The 14,629-nt window shown below is 68.4% G+C and carries 18 protein-coding genes; 5 read left to right on the forward strand and 13 right to left on the reverse strand.

The window, feature by feature from the left end; genetic code table 11:
* Window positions 1-57: 57 nt before the first annotated feature.
* A complete protein-coding gene (locus ACH46_RS17680; RefSeq protein ID WP_062394089.1) occupies window positions 58-471 on the reverse strand; it encodes a hypothetical protein in 414 nt (137 codons plus the stop codon).
* Window positions 472-725: 254 nt separating this feature from the next.
* Here ACH46_RS17680 and ACH46_RS17685 point away from each other — a divergent pair, with 254 nt between their 5' ends.
* The 3 genes from ACH46_RS17685 (at window position 726) to ACH46_RS17690 (ending at window position 3,129) form a co-directional block, all read left to right on the forward strand.
* Complete coding sequence (locus ACH46_RS17685) at window positions 726-2,393, forward strand: TIGR03767 family metallophosphoesterase (RefSeq protein ID WP_062394090.1); 1,668 nt, start codon at window positions 726-728, stop codon at window positions 2,391-2,393.
* Window positions 2,394-2,470: 77 nt separating this feature from the next.
* The gene (locus tag ACH46_RS20920; RefSeq protein WP_082399780.1) at window positions 2,471-2,737 is read left to right on the forward strand and encodes a type II toxin-antitoxin system Phd/YefM family antitoxin; all 267 of its coding nucleotides are present in this window, start codon (window positions 2,471-2,473) and stop codon (window positions 2,735-2,737) included.
* On the forward strand, window positions 2,734-3,129 hold the full coding sequence (locus tag ACH46_RS17690) for a PIN domain-containing protein (RefSeq protein ID WP_157851088.1): 396 nt from the start codon (window positions 2,734-2,736) through the stop codon (window positions 3,127-3,129). The genes ACH46_RS20920 and ACH46_RS17690 overlap by 4 nt, the downstream gene beginning before the upstream one ends.
* Here the strand turns inward: ACH46_RS17690 and ACH46_RS17695 are convergent, their stop codons facing one another.
* Window positions 3,130-4,290: an acyl-CoA dehydrogenase family protein gene (locus ACH46_RS17695; protein ID WP_062394092.1), complete on the reverse strand. Its 1,161-nt coding sequence runs from the start codon at window positions 4,288-4,290 to the stop codon at window positions 3,130-3,132.
* Complete coding sequence (locus ACH46_RS17700; protein ID WP_193392918.1) at window positions 4,287-5,951, reverse strand: long-chain-fatty-acid--CoA ligase; 1,665 nt, start codon at window positions 5,949-5,951, stop codon at window positions 4,287-4,289. The genes ACH46_RS17695 and ACH46_RS17700 overlap by 4 nt, the downstream gene beginning before the upstream one ends.
* 275 nt (window positions 5,952-6,226) lie before the next feature.
* Between ACH46_RS17700 and ACH46_RS17705 the strand changes: the two genes are divergently transcribed.
* Both ACH46_RS17705 and ACH46_RS17710 read left to right on the forward strand, forming a co-directional pair.
* The gene (locus ACH46_RS17705) at window positions 6,227-6,607 is read left to right on the forward strand and encodes a carboxymuconolactone decarboxylase family protein (protein ID WP_062394093.1); all 381 of its coding nucleotides are present in this window, start codon (window positions 6,227-6,229) and stop codon (window positions 6,605-6,607) included.
* 132 nt (window positions 6,608-6,739) lie between these two features.
* On the forward strand, window positions 6,740-7,327 hold the full coding sequence (locus tag ACH46_RS17710; RefSeq protein ID WP_062394094.1) for a TetR/AcrR family transcriptional regulator: 588 nt from the start codon (window positions 6,740-6,742) through the stop codon (window positions 7,325-7,327).
* 95 nt (window positions 7,328-7,422) lie between these two features.
* On the opposite strand, the gene ACH46_RS17715 is transcribed toward ACH46_RS17710, so the two are convergent.
* From ACH46_RS17715 to folP, 10 genes are all read right to left on the reverse strand, one after another.
* Window positions 7,423-7,902, reverse strand: a complete 480-nt coding sequence (locus ACH46_RS17715; protein ID WP_062394095.1) for a MaoC/PaaZ C-terminal domain-containing protein — start codon at window positions 7,900-7,902, stop codon at window positions 7,423-7,425.
* Entirely contained in the window at window positions 7,899-8,705 is an 807-nt protein-coding gene (locus ACH46_RS17720; RefSeq protein WP_062394096.1) for a type III pantothenate kinase, read from the reverse strand. The genes ACH46_RS17715 and ACH46_RS17720 overlap by 4 nt, the downstream gene beginning before the upstream one ends.
* Before the next feature lie 13 nt (window positions 8,706-8,718).
* Window positions 8,719-9,144, reverse strand: a complete 426-nt coding sequence (gene panD, locus ACH46_RS17725; RefSeq protein ID WP_062394097.1) for an aspartate 1-decarboxylase — start codon at window positions 9,142-9,144, stop codon at window positions 8,719-8,721.
* Between the two features lie 5 nt (window positions 9,145-9,149).
* Window positions 9,150-10,109 (reverse strand): pantoate--beta-alanine ligase, encoded by a 960-nt coding sequence (gene panC / locus ACH46_RS17730; RefSeq protein WP_062394098.1) that lies wholly within the window; start codon window positions 10,107-10,109, stop codon window positions 9,150-9,152.
* Window positions 10,106-11,011, reverse strand: coding sequence for a Rossmann-like and DUF2520 domain-containing protein (locus tag ACH46_RS17735; RefSeq protein WP_062394099.1), 906 nt, complete (start codon window positions 11,009-11,011; stop codon window positions 10,106-10,108). The genes panC and ACH46_RS17735 overlap by 4 nt, the downstream gene beginning before the upstream one ends.
* 210 nt (window positions 11,012-11,221) lie before the next feature.
* Window positions 11,222-12,259: a DUF6779 domain-containing protein gene (locus tag ACH46_RS17740; protein ID WP_062394100.1), complete on the reverse strand. Its 1,038-nt coding sequence runs from the start codon at window positions 12,257-12,259 to the stop codon at window positions 11,222-11,224.
* 68 nt (window positions 12,260-12,327) lie between these two features.
* The gene (locus tag ACH46_RS17745) at window positions 12,328-12,873 is read right to left on the reverse strand and encodes a DUF3180 domain-containing protein (RefSeq protein ID WP_062394101.1); all 546 of its coding nucleotides are present in this window, start codon (window positions 12,871-12,873) and stop codon (window positions 12,328-12,330) included.
* Complete coding sequence (folK, locus tag ACH46_RS17750) at window positions 12,870-13,379, reverse strand: 2-amino-4-hydroxy-6-hydroxymethyldihydropteridine diphosphokinase (protein ID WP_062394102.1); 510 nt, start codon at window positions 13,377-13,379, stop codon at window positions 12,870-12,872. The genes ACH46_RS17745 and folK overlap by 4 nt, the downstream gene beginning before the upstream one ends.
* Window positions 13,376-13,777, reverse strand: a complete 402-nt coding sequence (gene folB, locus ACH46_RS17755; protein ID WP_062394103.1) for a dihydroneopterin aldolase — start codon at window positions 13,775-13,777, stop codon at window positions 13,376-13,378. The genes folK and folB overlap by 4 nt, the downstream gene beginning before the upstream one ends.
* Window positions 13,770-14,615: a dihydropteroate synthase gene (gene folP, locus ACH46_RS17760; protein WP_062395595.1), complete on the reverse strand. Its 846-nt coding sequence runs from the start codon at window positions 14,613-14,615 to the stop codon at window positions 13,770-13,772. The genes folB and folP overlap by 8 nt, the downstream gene beginning before the upstream one ends.
* Between the last annotated feature and the right edge of the window lie 14 nt (window positions 14,616-14,629).

A 14,629-nucleotide genomic window follows, 5' to 3' on the forward strand; every position in this document is an offset into this window, starting at 1 on the left:
GTACCCAAGGTTATGCGGCACCGCCGCACCATGACCAATCGAGGCGGGGTCGTCGCGTCAGTGCGCGTCGAACATGTCGAGGAGGTCGTCCCCCACGGTGCCGTTGATGTGCGCCGACCGCAGTGCCGCGTGGCCGCCGACGACGAACCGCGCGCCCTGCACGCCGCGCGCCTGCAGGTGCCAGGCCAGCATCTCGGCGTCGTAGCCGTCGTCGGAGATCAGCACCCAGCGAGCGTCGACGGTGGCGCCGCGCAGTCGGTTCGACGAATCGGGGGCCAGGAGGTCGAGCGCTTCGGCAACGTCGAGCGCGATCGCACCCATCAGCGGTCCCTCGGCGATGCGAGTGCGGGCGTCGCGGAGGTCGACGGCGACGGCACCGTCAGCGAGCGCCGACCGGTACTGGCCGACCTGCAGTGACAGCGGAACAGCGGTGTACGACGTGGTGACAGGTGCAGAGAATGCGAGAGTCATGACGAGGGAGTCCTCAGGTGATGGAGCGAGTGGGGTTGGCGAATGGGGCCGACCGCGGAAGGCGGCGTCAGCCTCGACAACACTCCTGACAGCTCTTGATCACGACGACGATATTGCCACAGCGCCGCGGCCGTGACCAGGCTTTCCACTCAGTCTGGTTTTAAGTCACAGCCGACCCCCGCGTAGACAACAAATGAACGTCATCTGACACGCAGGTGTATCCGACAAATGTGCCGCGCATTACAGTTGCTGCCATGTCGAATCGCTTCTCACGTCGTCAGTTCCTGCGCGCGAGCGCCGCCACGGCGGGGGTCGTCGCCGCGGGCAGCGCATTTGCGGGCCACGTGCACGCGAATCCGGCCGCGACGGCGAACACGTCGGGTACCACCCTCGCGCAGACCGCGGCGGCCGGCCGGGCCCGGAAGGGCGGGTACCGCCCGCTGGTCGCAGGCAAGGGCTGGCCGCTCTACGTGCGTCAGGAGCTGGCGACGGCGAAGGCGAGCCGCGAGAGCAAGCGGTCGGCGCTGGCGTCGTACGTGCAGCTCACCGACATCCACATCACCGACGTGCAGAGCCCCGCGCGCTTCGAGTACGTGCACCCGATCCAGGGACCGGCGTTCCGACCGCAGGAGGCGCTGGGCACGCAGGGCGCCGTCGCACTGATCAACCGGATCAACGCGGTGGCCCGCGGCCCGTTCACCGGCCGCGCCTTCGACTGCGTGGTCTCGACCGGCGACAACACCGACAACCACGAGCTCATCGAGCTGCAGTGGTTCCAGCGACTGCTGTCGGGCGGCACCGTCACGCCGAACACCGGCGCCAAGAACCGTTTCGAGGGCCTGCAGGCGCTGGGGTCGTCGCTCTACTACCGTCCCGAGCTGGACTCCTGGGACATCTACAAGGACCGCGGCTTCATCCAGATCCCCGGCCTGCTGCACGCCGCGATCCGCTCGCACCAGAGCCCCGGGCTCAACGCGCCCTGGTACGCCGTGTTCGGCAACCACGACGACCAGCTGCTCGGCACCGTCCCGAACAACATCGTCGACTGGCTGTACAACTCGGGCATCAAGTACGACCTCCCCGACACCGATCCGACCGCCGTCGCCATCGGCCGCGCGCTCAGCACCAACCCCGCCGAGCTGGGAGCACTGCTCGCCAAACTCCGCGTCACCGGCCCGGCGATCCCGGTGACGGCCGACGCGCGGCGTCGTCCCGTGTCGCCGCGCGAGTTCGTCCGCAGGCATTTCGATCCGGCCATCAAGGGCGCCGGCCCGCTCGGCCACGGATTCACCGACCCCGACGGACCCACCTGGTACAAGTTCCAGATCGCCGACGGGGTGCTCGGCATCGCGCTGAACACCACCAACAGCATGGGCATCGCCGACGGCTCCATCAGCCAGCGGCAACTGGACTGGATGAACCGCACCATCTCCGCCCACCGCGACCAGCTGGTGATGGTGTTCAGCCACCACACCTCGTCGACGATGGGCTCCATGCTCCCCAACCCGGAGACGCCCGGCGAACGGCAGTACGACGGCGCACACCTGGTGAGCCAGCTGCACCGCCACTCGAACGTGATCGCGTGGGTCAACGGACACACTCACAAGAACGAGATGATCGCGCACAAGGGTGCGACGTCGAAGCAGAGCTTCTGGGAGATCAACACCGCCAGCCACATCGACTTCCCGCAGCTGGCGCGCATCATCGAGGTCGTCGACAACCGCGACGGCACCCTCAGCATCTTCACGCCGCTGATCGAGGCCGACAGCCCGTACACGGCCGACCCGTCGGACCTCTCCCAGCGCGGCCTCGCCAGCCTGTACCGCGAGCTGTCGTTCAACGACATCCACTACCAGGCCGACCTGCTCGGCAAGGCCCAGGACCGAAACTGCGAGCTGCTGCTGACGAACCCCCTGCACTGAGCGGGTTCGTCAGCAGCAGCCAGAGGACTGAGCGTCGAGACGTAGAACCCGACAAGAGCTTCTACTAGACTTATTGCATGACTACTATCGGCATCGCAGATCTGAGTCATCGAGGCTCTGAACTCGTCAAGAAGGCCGAAGCCGGGGAACGGTTCACGGTGACGCGGCAGGGCCGGGACACCGGCGTGGTCCTTGCTCGGGAATCAGGCCCGGCGTCACCGCCAACAGCAGCCGCATCGCTGCTGCGTGAAGTGCTGAGCCGCGGCCCGGCCCTCTCGGACGAACAGCGCCGCGAACGACTCCGCGAGATCGAAGAGGGTCGCGACCAGGATGTATTGGAGTGACGACCTACCATCTCGACACCAACGTACTCATCCTTGGTGTCCCGGAAGGATTTCCAGACGCTGCAACCCAGATCAGTTCACTTGTTTATGCGGAGTTCTTGGACGGGTTGAACTCTGCGCGGACCGAGACCGTCATCAGAACGCAGCGCGATGCTGACGGCCTGGCGCGCCTCTACGGCGGCGGCGTGCCCTTCGACGGCGAGGCTGCCCGGATCTACCAAGTCCTCTCGGCAGTCTCCCTCCGTTCGGGGAAGAACAGTCGGCGACGGCGAGTCGACCTGATGATCGCCGCGACCGCCGTCTGCCACAACGCAGTCCTCGCGACCTACAACCCGTCGGACTTCGACGGGATCGAGGGCGCTCTCGAAGTTCTCGACCTCGGGTCCGTGTAGCTACAACGACCGCCCGATCAGCTCCTTCATGATCTCGCTGGTGCCGCCGTAGATGGTCTGCACGCGGGTGTCGGCGTACATGCGGGCGATCGGGTACTCCATCATGTAGCCGTAGCCGCCGAACACCTGCAGGCAGCGGTCGACGATCTCCTTCTGCTTCTCGGTGGCCCACAGCTTGGCCATCGACGCGGTCGCCGGATCCAGGCGTCCGGCGATCTGCTCGGCGACGCAGTGGTCGACGAGGGTCTTGCCCGCGAGGACGTCGGCCTTGCATTCCGCGAGGACGAACTTGGTGTTCTGGAACTTCAGGATCGGCGAACCGAATGCCTGTCGTTCCTTCGCGTAGGCGATGGCCTCCGCGACCGCCGCCTCGGCGACCGCGACGGCGCCCACCGCGAGGATCAGCCGCTCCCGCTGCAGCTGACTCATCAGCTGGTAGAAGCCCTGCCCTTCGACGCCGCCGAGCAGATTCTCGGCCGGCACCCGCATGTCCGTGAACGACAGCTCGCGGGTGTCCTGCCCGTGCTGGCCGATCTTGTGGAGCACCCGCCCGCGCTCGAAGCCGGGGAGATCCTTGGTCTCGGCGACGAACAGCGAGATCCCCTTGGAGCCCAGCTTCGGGTCGGTCTTGGCGACGATCACTAGCAGGTCGCAGTGGGTCGCGTTGGAGATGAAGGTCTTGGAGCCGTTGATGACGTAGTGATCGCCGTCGCGGACGGCGGTGGTGCGGACGGACTGCAGGTCGGACCCTGTCCCCGGCTCGGTCATCGCGACGGCGAGCACCTTCTCGCCGGCGGCCGCCGCGGGCAACCAGCGCTTCTTCTGCTCATCGGTCGCATAGTTGTTGAGGTAGTGCGCGACGATCGTCGAATGCACGGCGAAGCCGAACGACGAGTTCCCGACCGCGCCGAGTTCCGACACGATCACCGCCTCGTGCCCGAAGTCTCCGCCGGAACCACCGAACTCCTCGGGGACGTCCAGGCAGAGCAGTCCTGCCGCGCCGGCCTTGGTCCACAGCTCGCGGTCCACCATGTGCTGCTCGGCCCAGCGCTCCTCGTTCGGGACCACCTCCTTCGCGAAGAACGCTCGGGCGTGGTCGCGGAGCGCCGCCTGGTCGTCGGACTCCCACGGGGAGCGGTAATCGGGGAACAGCCTGCTCATGAGTTCTCACCTTCGTAGAGGTCCGCGTACTGCGCGCGGAGGACTTTCTTGTCGAGCTTGCCGACGCTGGTCCGGGCGATCGCGTCGACGTAGATCACGGTGTCGGGCAGCTGCCACTTGGCGAAGCCGCCCTCCAGGAGCGCATGGATCTCCTCGATCGGGAGTTCGGCGCCGTCGACCGTGTGGACCAGGACCACCGGCCGTTCCTGCCACTTGGGGTGCGGGACGCCGATGACGGCCGCTTCGAGGATCTTCGGGTGACCGACGATCGCGTTCTCCATGTCGATGGAGCTGATCCACTCGCCGCCGCTCTTGATGACGTCCTTGATGCGGTCGGTGAGCTTGAGGTAGCCGTGCTCGTCGATCACCCCGATGTCGCCGGTGCGCCAGTAGCCGTCGAGGAAGCGCTCGTCGTTGTCGGGGAGGTCGTAGTAGCTCTCGACGATCCACGGACCGCGGACCAGGACCTCGCCCTGCGCGACGCCGTCGTGCGGGAGGTCGTTGCCCGCGGGGTCGACGATCCGGATGTCGACACCCGAGACCGGCAGCCCCTGGCTGCGCTTCTGGTCCCAGCGGACCTCCTCACCGAGCCCGCGCATCGACGGCTTGATGCCGCGGTTCATCGACACGGCGGGCGTCGTCTCGGTGGCACCGTAGCCGTGCACGATGTCGGCGCCGGTGGTCTCGAAGAAGCCGCGCATCATCGACTTCGGCGGCTCGCTGGCACCGGACAGGAAGCGGGCGCCGGAGAAGTCGGGCTTCTCCGGGAGGGTCTGGATGTAGCGGAGCATCGGCTCGAAGATCACCGGCGCGCCGTTGGCGATGGTGACGTTCTCGGCGATCATCACGTCGACCAACTCCGAGGTGTCCTCGGCGGCGTACCGGCCGGGGAGGACGAAGCGCGTCGCGGCCAGGGTGCCCGACTGCGGCAGGCCCCAGCAGTTGGCGTGGAACATCGGGGTGATCAGCATGATGGTGTCGTCGGGCGTCATGCTCAGGCACTGCGCCTGCGCCATGCCGTGCAGGTAGATGCCGCGGTGGGAGTAGTAGATGCCCTTCGGCTTACCCGTGGTGCCGGTGGTGTAGCAGGCGCTGTAGGCGGAGGTCTCCTCGATCATCGGGAAGTCGATCTCGTCCGACGCCGCGTCGACGAGTTCCTCGAACGAGACGACGTTCGGGAGCGTCGTGGAGATCTCCGACAGCGGCTTGTCGGACATGACGACCCACCGCGTCACCCCGACGCCCTGCGCTAGCAGGCCTTCCGCGACGGGCAGCAGCGTCTCGTCGACGAAGATCGTCCGCGCGTGGCTGTGATCGGTGACGAACGCGAGGTCCTCGGTGCCCAGGCGCAGGTTCATCTGCAGCATCACGGCGCCGAGCGCGGGGATGGCCCAGTAGAGCTCGAAGTGCCGCTTGCTGTTCCAGTCCAGGACGCCTGCCACGTCGGCCGGGCCGATGCCGAGGTCGCGCAGCACGTTGCCGATCTTGCGGACCCGGCGGTAGCAGTCGGCGTAGGTGTAGCGGTCCCAACCGCCGTCGGCGGTGCGGTAGACGATCTCCTGCTCGGGGTACGTGCGGGCCGCCTGGCGGATCGCGGTGGTGGTGTTGAGCTGGTAGTGGTCGCCGTGCGTCGACGGCAGGCCTTTCACGATGTCGTACACGGTGATTCGCTCCCCAGTCCGGCAGTTCGATGACGGTCGCGTTCGCACTGTCCGCGGCGTGATTCACGGTAGGCACGCCCGATCCGTCGCCGCAGTCGTTCCCGGCCAACCCGCGTCCGGACGAGCGTTTTCGTGCTCGACTCACGTCCGTCCAATACATATGTACAGTAAACAGTTCATTTACATTGGTCAACGGTCGAAAATTCCCGCCGCTCGGGCCCTCCCCACCCGTAGCAGTACTGTTCGCTCAGACCCTTCCACGACAGGAGACGACCATGACTTCCGAGGCCTACGACGCCGGGCTGTCGATCCGCCGCGAGGTGATGGGCGACCCGTTCGTCGACCGCGCCCTCGAACGCACCGCGGGCACCCACGCCGAGGTGCTGCAGCAGCACATCACCGAGCACGCCTGGCACGGCGTGTGGTCGCGCGAGGGGCTCACGCGCCGCGAGCGCAGTCTGATCACCATCGCGTTCCTCACCTCGCTCCGCGCGCATGAGGAACTGGTCGGGCACGTCCGCGGCGGCATGACCAATGGCCTCACCCCCGAGGAGATCACCGAGGTGATGGTGCAGGCCGTCGCCTACTGCGGTGCGCCCGCCGCGCTGTCCGCGATGAAGGTGGCCCAGCAGGTGTTCGACGACGCCGCCGGCTGATCGCTCTTGTGCCGTACTTCCGTCCCACCATGTGGGTCGGAAGTACGGCATAAGGCTGCTGTACGGTCGCACCGGAAATCGGTCACACGTATCGGGTCGTTTGTATACTCACCTCGGGAAAGAGGTGACGAGATGAGCGATCCGCGAGCCGCGGCGGGCGATCTGACCGCGAAGGCGAAGATCCGCAACGCCGCACTCGACATGTACGCCGAGCACGGCGAGGACCGCGTCTCGATGCGGGCCGTGGCCGCGGAAGCCGGGGTCACGGTCGGGCTGGTACAGCACCACTTCAAGACCAAGGACGGGTTGCGGCACGCCGTCGAAGAACTCATCGTCGACTACCACCGCACTGCGATCGCGTCGGCACCAAGCGACGGCACGCCGGCCGAGGTGGCGGCCGCACGCGACGCCGCGGTGCGCGACATGCTGAACGCGAACCCCGCCGTCGTCGGCTACATGCGCCGCGTCCTGCTGGACGCGAGCGTCGAACAGTCTCTGCTTCGGCAACTGACCGAACTCGCTCGCGAAGAAGTCGACAAGATGCGCGACGCCGGGCTCGCGTCGACCAAACGCGGCATCGCCGAACAGACCGTCGGCATGATGGTCCGCAACGTCGGACAGCTGTTCCTGCAGCCCATGGTCGACTCGATGTGGGAGCAGCTGGCGACCGGTGCCGACTGCGACGGGAAGCCGCGGTTGTCGGTGGATGCGCGGAGCTGAGAGCGGTCGGCGGGCCGAGTTCCAGCGTGTGTCACGGGGTTTCGACACGGTCCTCGGCTAGCGCCTCGGATCGGCTCAACCAACGGAAGGGGCGCTCAACCAGCGGTGGTGGCGGCGGGCGGTGCCGCCCACATCAGCGATGACATCGCCGCGCGCAGCACCGGCCTCCCCTCGACCGTCATCTCGGAGTCGACGTCGACGAGGGTGCGGTTGCGGTCGTCGAAGTCCAGTCCGGTGATCGTGAGCGTGCCGGTCAGGACATCGCCCGGGCGAACGGGGCGCAGGAACGACGTGTCGCGCAGAGTCTTGCCCGCGATCACCGCCCAGTTGTCGTAGACGTCGATGACCGAGAGTCGCTGCATGATCGCGAGCGTCTGGATGCCGCTGGCGATGAGTCCGCCGTAGGCGCCGGACTCGGCGATCTTCTCGTCGATGTGGAAGCCCTGCGGATCCCATTTGTTCGCGAAATCGAGGAGGTCCTCGCGGGTCAGCGTGTACTCGCTGAGCCCGAACACCTGCCCGACCTCCAGGTCGCGCCCGTACACCAGTGCAACCTTCTCGATGTCAGTGCTCAATGCCGCCCCTTTCCGACGCGGCGGCTGCGCTCATAGACACGGCGGAGGCCGTCGAGCGCGAGGTACTTGTGGTGCGCGGTGACGGTTCGGCACTCACCGACCATCAGCGGTGCCAGGAAGCCGGTGGCGACCACGGTGACGTCGGGCCCGTCGAACCCGGGGATCTCGGCGCGGATGCGTTCGACGAGGCCGTCGACCTGCCCGGCGAAGCCGTAGATGATGCCCGACTGCAGCGCCTCGACGGTGTTCTTGCCGACGACGCTGCGCGGCGGCATCAGCTCCACTTTGCGGACGGTGACGGTGTGCTCGCTCAACGCTTCGACGGCCAGGTTCACGCCGGGTGCGATGACGCCGCCGAGGAACTCGCCCTTCGCGGAGATCGCGTCGATGACGGTCGCGGTGCCGAAGGCGACGACGATGCACGGCCCGTCCGGATAGTTCTCGTGGGCGGCCAGGCAGTGCGCGACGCGGTCGGTGCCGACCTCTTTCGGATTGTCGACGAGCAGCGGCACGCCGGTGCGGACACCGGGTTCCAGCAGTACGTGCGGTCCGGGACCGAAGTAGCGCGGCGCCATCTCGCGCATCTCCCGCAGCAGCGACGGCACCGTCGACAGACCGGAGACGGCGGTCACCTGATCGATGTCGGGTCCCAGCAGACCGCGGAGTTGCAGTGCGAACTCGTCGGCCGTCAGGTGCGGCTGCGTGTGGATCCGCCAGTCATGCACCAGGTGTGCGTGAGCGCCGGTCCCTGCGAAGACGCCGACCTGGATGTTCGTGTTGCCGACGGCGACGGTGAGAAGCACTGCGCGGAGACGATCAGACCGATGCGGTCGCGAGGACGCGAGGGTCCTTGAGACCGGAGCCCTCAGGAACGTCGGCAGGGTCGCTGCCGAGCGTGATCGGGCGGTTGTCTGCGTCGACGAAGACGACGTGCGGCGAGTACTCGGCGAGCTCAGCCTCGTTCATGACGCCGTACGCGATGATGATGACCAGGTCACCGGGGTGCACCAGATGCGCTGCGGCACCGTTGATGCCGATGACGCCGGTGCCGCGCTCGCCCGCGATGACGTAGGTCTCGAGGCGGTTGCCGTTGTTGATGTCGACGATGCAGACCTGCTCGCCCTCCATCAGATCGGCAGCGTCGAGGAGGTCGGCGTCGATGGTCACCGATCCCACGTAGTGCAGGTCGGCCTGAGTCACGGTGACGCGGTGGATCTTGGACTTCATCATGGTGCGAAACATTGGGATTACTCCTCTTCCTGTGCTGCGGCGTCGTCCGCAGCGATCGAGTTGAATGCGTTGTCTGTGAAGCCTGCGACGGCCTCGGGGTCACGGAGGTCGATGCCGATGAGGACGCCGACGTTGTCGATGAGTCGGGCCGGTCCGACGCGGGCGGCCACCAGAAGGCGACCATCACCGTGGTCGGGCGCCTCCTGCAGTCCTCGTCCGTAGAGCTCCAGGTAGTCCACCCGGACCCGCGGTTCGGTGTCGAGCACCGCGCGGGCCGCGGCCACGATCGCGTCGCGTCCGCCCGCTGCGGCGTGAGTACCTGCGACCAGAGCGGCCGACAGGATCGTCGCGAGTTCGCGCTCCTCGGCGGAGAGGTAGCGGTTGCGCGACGACAGCGCCAGTCCGTCGGCCTCGCGCACAGTCGGCACTCCGACGATCTCGACGTCCATGTCGAGGTCGCGGACCATCTGGTTGATGAGAACCAGCTGCTGGTAATCCTTCTCGCCGAAGTAGGCGGCGTGCGGCGCGACGATGTTCAGGAGCTTGTTGACGACGGTCAGCATCCCGGCGAAATGGGTGGGGCGCGACGCCCCTTCCAGGATCGCGCCGGTCTCGCCCGGGTGAATGGTGGTTCGCGGACCGGACGGGTACATCGCCGAAACGGTGGGCGCGAAGACCAGTTCCACGCCGAGCGGCTCCAGTAGGGCGCAATCCTCCTCGAAGGTGCGCGGGTATGCGTCAAGATCCTCCACCGCGCCGAACTGCAACGGGTTGACGAAGATCGAGACGATGACGACGTCACACCGCAGCTTAGCCATCTTCACCAGCTGCAGGTGACCTTCGTGCAGTGCGCCCATGGTCGGCACCAGGCCGACCCGCTTACCCGCGGCCCGCATCGCCTTGGTGACGCGGTGCAGCTCGTCGGGGTGCCGATGCACGGTCAGCGTGCCGGGAGCGTAGAGGGTCGATACGGTCATGAGCAGACCTCCAACAGTTCTCGTAGGTCGCGGCCTGCGCCGCTCTGCGCAACGGCACGAGCCGACAACGCGCGATAGCCCGTGACCAGGTCGTGGTCAGGCAGCGCGGACAGTGCCGCAAGGTGACGGCGGACGGTGGCCGCGTCGTCGCGGGCGACCGGTCCGGTGAGGGCCGACGGCCCCATCTCCAGGACGTTCTCCAACGAGGCGCGCACCAGCGGGCCGAGGATGCGGGCGGCGACGCCGGCGTCCGGACCGTCGACCGTGGCCGTGGCCCGCCCCAGCCCATCCGGTCCGGCGATCGCGGCGTCGAGCGCGGCGACGGCGTCGGTGATGAGCGCGATCAGATTGTTGGCTCCGTGCGCGAGGGCCGCGTGGTACAGGGTCCGGTCTGCCTCGGCGATCCGAACGGGCGTGCCGCCGGTCTCGAGGACCAACGAGGCGGCGATCGCGTCGCCGATCTCATCGGCGGACGTGATGCCGAAGCACGACGACGCCAACCGCGCAGTGTCGTCGGTCGTCCCGACGAAGGTCATGGCGGGGTGCAGCGCGAGCGTGATCAGACCGAGTTCTGCGAGCGGTTCGAGGATCTCGACGCCGTGCGCTCCCGCGGTGTGCGCGACGATGGTTCCGGGACGGGGATTCGCCGCGGCCACCTGGTCGATGACGCCCGGAAGCGCGGTGTCGGGGACCGCGAGCAGCAACAGCTGGGCTTCGGCGACGACGCCGGGAAGATCAAGGACGCGGGCCTGCGGCAGCCGAGTGGCCGCACGGTGGAGAGAGTGGGGGGAACGCGCCGTCAGCGCGACGATCTGATGCCCCGCTGAGGCCAGCGCCTCGCCGAGCGCGGTGCCGACGCGACCGGCCGACACGATGCCGACACGCAGACGTGCCGGAGCCATCGGTGAATTCACCGCCGTTCCTCCATTCCGTTCCAGTCCCGACTCTGTGCCCTGGAGGGACACGCGGGTACCAGACGTTCGTCACTACGATAGGCGCGACGGCGCCGTCGATGCCACCCGCTGTGACAACCTTCACGGGCGGAAACGATTCGACCCCGAACCTCGATGATCGAGGTCCGGGGTCGAGCCCGAGAGGTCGGTCAGGCCGCGTCAGTCGCGCCGACGGCGGCTGCGACCACCGCCGTTGCCTGCGGCCGCGCGGAGCTGGCTCAGCAGTTCGCTGGCGGGCAGGCCGGCCGAATGGGCGCCGTCATCGCTCGGCGCGGTGCCGCGCCGTGCTCGTTCGGCGGGCTCGGCCTCTTCCTGGACCGGGATCGGGCCGGTCTGCGGCGGGACGGGCGGCGGCTCGTAGGCCTGAGCGCCGTAAGCGGCGCGCTCGAAGGCGCCGGTGTCGGGGTCGCGGGGCGGCTCCACGTACTCGTGGGTCGGCTCGTCCTCGTGCTCAGCGACCGGCTCGACGTCGTCGGCCTCGGTGTCGGCGAGACCCTGAAGCGCCTGCGCCGCATAGTCTGCGGGGTCGTCGGTGACGACGGGGATGATCTCGGTGAGCTGCGTCGGATCCACTTCTTCGACATCCTGCGGTTCCTCCGGCACATGCCGCCCGGAGTCGACGGGCGGTGCGGTGGTGGCGAAGTCGCGGTCGGCGACCACGCGGTCGTCGTGCACAGCCTGCGCATAGTCGGCGCCGCGCAGCCCCGATCCCAGCTCGCGCGGACGGTCTAGACCGATGGCGGCGCGGACGTCGGGCAGCGGCTTGCCGAGCAGATGCTCCAGGCTGGCCCGCAGCGCGAGGACCTGCATCTTGAGCTCTTCCAGCTCCACGTTCGACTCGGCGGCCACTTCGTGGCGGATCGCCGACTCGACGTCGGACTCGTACTGGCGACGGGCGGCGATCTCACGTTCCAGCTGCAGCTCGTAGACGAGGCGGAGGTCCTTGCTCCGCGCGTCGGCGACGTCGGCCTGCTTGCGGTACTTGGTGACGAGGACGGCGCCGATGACGGCGGCCCACAGTGCTGCGATCACGGCGAGGGTCGCGGTGATCGAGAAATCGTTGCCGAAGATCATCAGCAGGCTCGCGATCAGAGCCAGAACCACCAGAGTCCCGAGCAGCCATTGCCCCGCCGAGGAGGGTCGTTGGGATGCGGCCTCGTCGGATCGGGTCCGGGCGGATCGGTTCCTACTGGTCATGCAGGCAAACTTACCGCCCATCCCGACGCGACCGGTGTCACACGGGTGCCGTGTCGGAGATTCGACGCTCAGGCGACCGTCGGCGACCCGTCCGGGGCTGGGTCGGCATTGTCGGACATCGGATCATCGGGCGTGCGGCAGCAGTGCTCCAACCAGAGCGCCGCGGCCGCGAGGAGGACACCGCCGACGATGCCGATGATCGCGCCCGGACGGTCGGCGCGCGCGGCGTCGAGGATCAGGTTCTGCAGCAGAAAGACCAGGATGCCGGCCCATCCGCCCGCCGCGACGGCACCGAGGATCGCCGACGCCTTTGCGAGGGCGACGAGGCGCGCGACATTGATCGGATGCAGTTGTCTGCTGCCAGAGCCGATCTCGCGGTCGGCGATCCGTTTGCGGACGACGAAACCGATGACCACTTCGAGTGCGGCGACGGCGTAGAGGGAGATCCCGGCGAGCCACGGCAGGCTCGGGAAGGCGCCGTAGTTGTAGCGGATGACGATCCACAGCGCGAGCGCCGCCACCACGGCGACGGCGAGGAGGTCGCGGACCCGGGTGGGGCCGAGCTTGTGCTCGTCGTCGGGACCGGGCTTCCCGGTCGGTACGGGCGCCGTCACGGCTGCTCCCCGGTGCTGTGCACGCCCGCCACCTCGGCGGGATCGAGCGCAGCGACCAGATCGGCGACCGGCCGCACGCCGTCGGGCGTCCACAACTGCGCGTCGGAATCTATTTGGAGCCACGGGACCAGCACGAAGGCGCGGTCGCGGGCCCGCGGGTGCGGCAGGGTCAGCGCCTCGTCGTCGGACACCACCGGCTCACCGTCAGCCTCGACGGACACGACGTCGACGTCGAGGGTCCGCGGCCCCCAGCGGATCTCGCGGACGCGGTCGGCGGCGCGCTCCAGTTCCCAGCAGAACTCCAGCCATTCGCGGGGTGTGCGATCGCCGTCGGCGATGAGGGTGATGTTCGCGAAGTCGTCCTGTTCCACGCCGCCCCACGGGGGCGTCACGTGCACGTCGGACACTGCGCGGAGGTCGTCGCCGAGGGCGTCGACGACGGTCCGCAGGTGCGCGCGGCTGTCGCCGATGTTCGAGCCCGCGGACAGCACCACCCGGGTCGTCATGGCGTCAGACCCTCTCGTGCCACCGCGATGGACGGGGTCTTCAGCGATCGCCGGGTGACGACGGCGACGTCGTCGAAGGCGAGGGGGATCGGCGCGGACGGCTTGTGGACGGTCACCTCGACGGCCGAGATCCGTTCGTCGACCATGATCGCGTCGGCGATCTCCGCGCCGACCGTCTCGATCAGATTGCGCGGCGTCCCGGCGACGATATCGTGCGCGGTCTGCGCGAGGGCGCCGTAGTCGACGGTGTCGGCAAGGTCGTCGCTCGCCGCGGCCTGCTGCAGGTCGAGCCACAGGGTGATGTCGATGAGGAAGTCCTGGCCGTCGCGGCGCTCGTGGTCGAACACCCCGTGGTTGCCGCGGACGCGCAGGCCGCGCAGCTCGATCCGGTCAGCCATGTTCTCTGCCTCTCCTGCCGCCGCCCCGCCAGGCGGTGGCCACCTCGATCGCGTCGCGACTGGATGCGACGTCGTGCACTCGAACGCCCCAGGCGCCGCCCGCCGCGGACAGCGCGGAGATCGCCGCGGTGGCGACCTCGCGACCGGCCGGCGGTCGATCGACGCCGTCGGCCGCCAGCAGCGTACCGAGGAAACGTTTGCGGGACGCGCCGATGAGCACGGGGAAGCCGAGGCCGACGAGGGTCGGCAGCGCGTGCAGCAGCGCCCAGTTGTGGTCGGCGGTCTTCGCGAACCCGAGACCGGGGTCCAGGACGATCTGGTCGGGGTCCACGCCGGCAGCGACGGCGGCGTCCACCTGGCCGAGCAGCTCGCCCGAGACCTCGGCCACCACGTCGCGGTAGCCGCCTGCGTCGTCGACGCGGTGGGTGAAGTGCCTGTCGCCGGTGGGACCGCTGCCCGCCGGACGCCAGTGCATCAGGATCCACGGCACGCCCGCGTCGGCGAGAACGCGACCCATGTCGGCGTCGGCACGACCGCCGGAGACGTCGTTGATGATCGCGGCGCCCGCGGCGAGCGCATCGGCGGCGACGGCCGCGCGCATGGTGTCGACGGAGATCCTGGCTCCCGCGGCGACGAGCTCGCGGATCACCGGAAGGACGCGCGCCGATTCGGTCGCCGGGTCCACCCGGACGGCGCCCGGCCGCGTGGACTCGCCACCGACGTCGATGATGTCGGCGCCCGCGGCGAGCAGTTCCAGGCCGTGCTCGACAGCCTTGTCGGTCCGCAGGAAGCGGCCGCCGTCGGAGAACGAGTCGGCCGTCACGTTGAGCACCCCCATGACGAGGGTGCGTT

Source organism: Gordonia phthalatica (assembly GCF_001305675.1).
Classification (GTDB): Bacteria; Actinomycetota; Actinomycetes; order Mycobacteriales; family Mycobacteriaceae; genus Gordonia; species Gordonia phthalatica.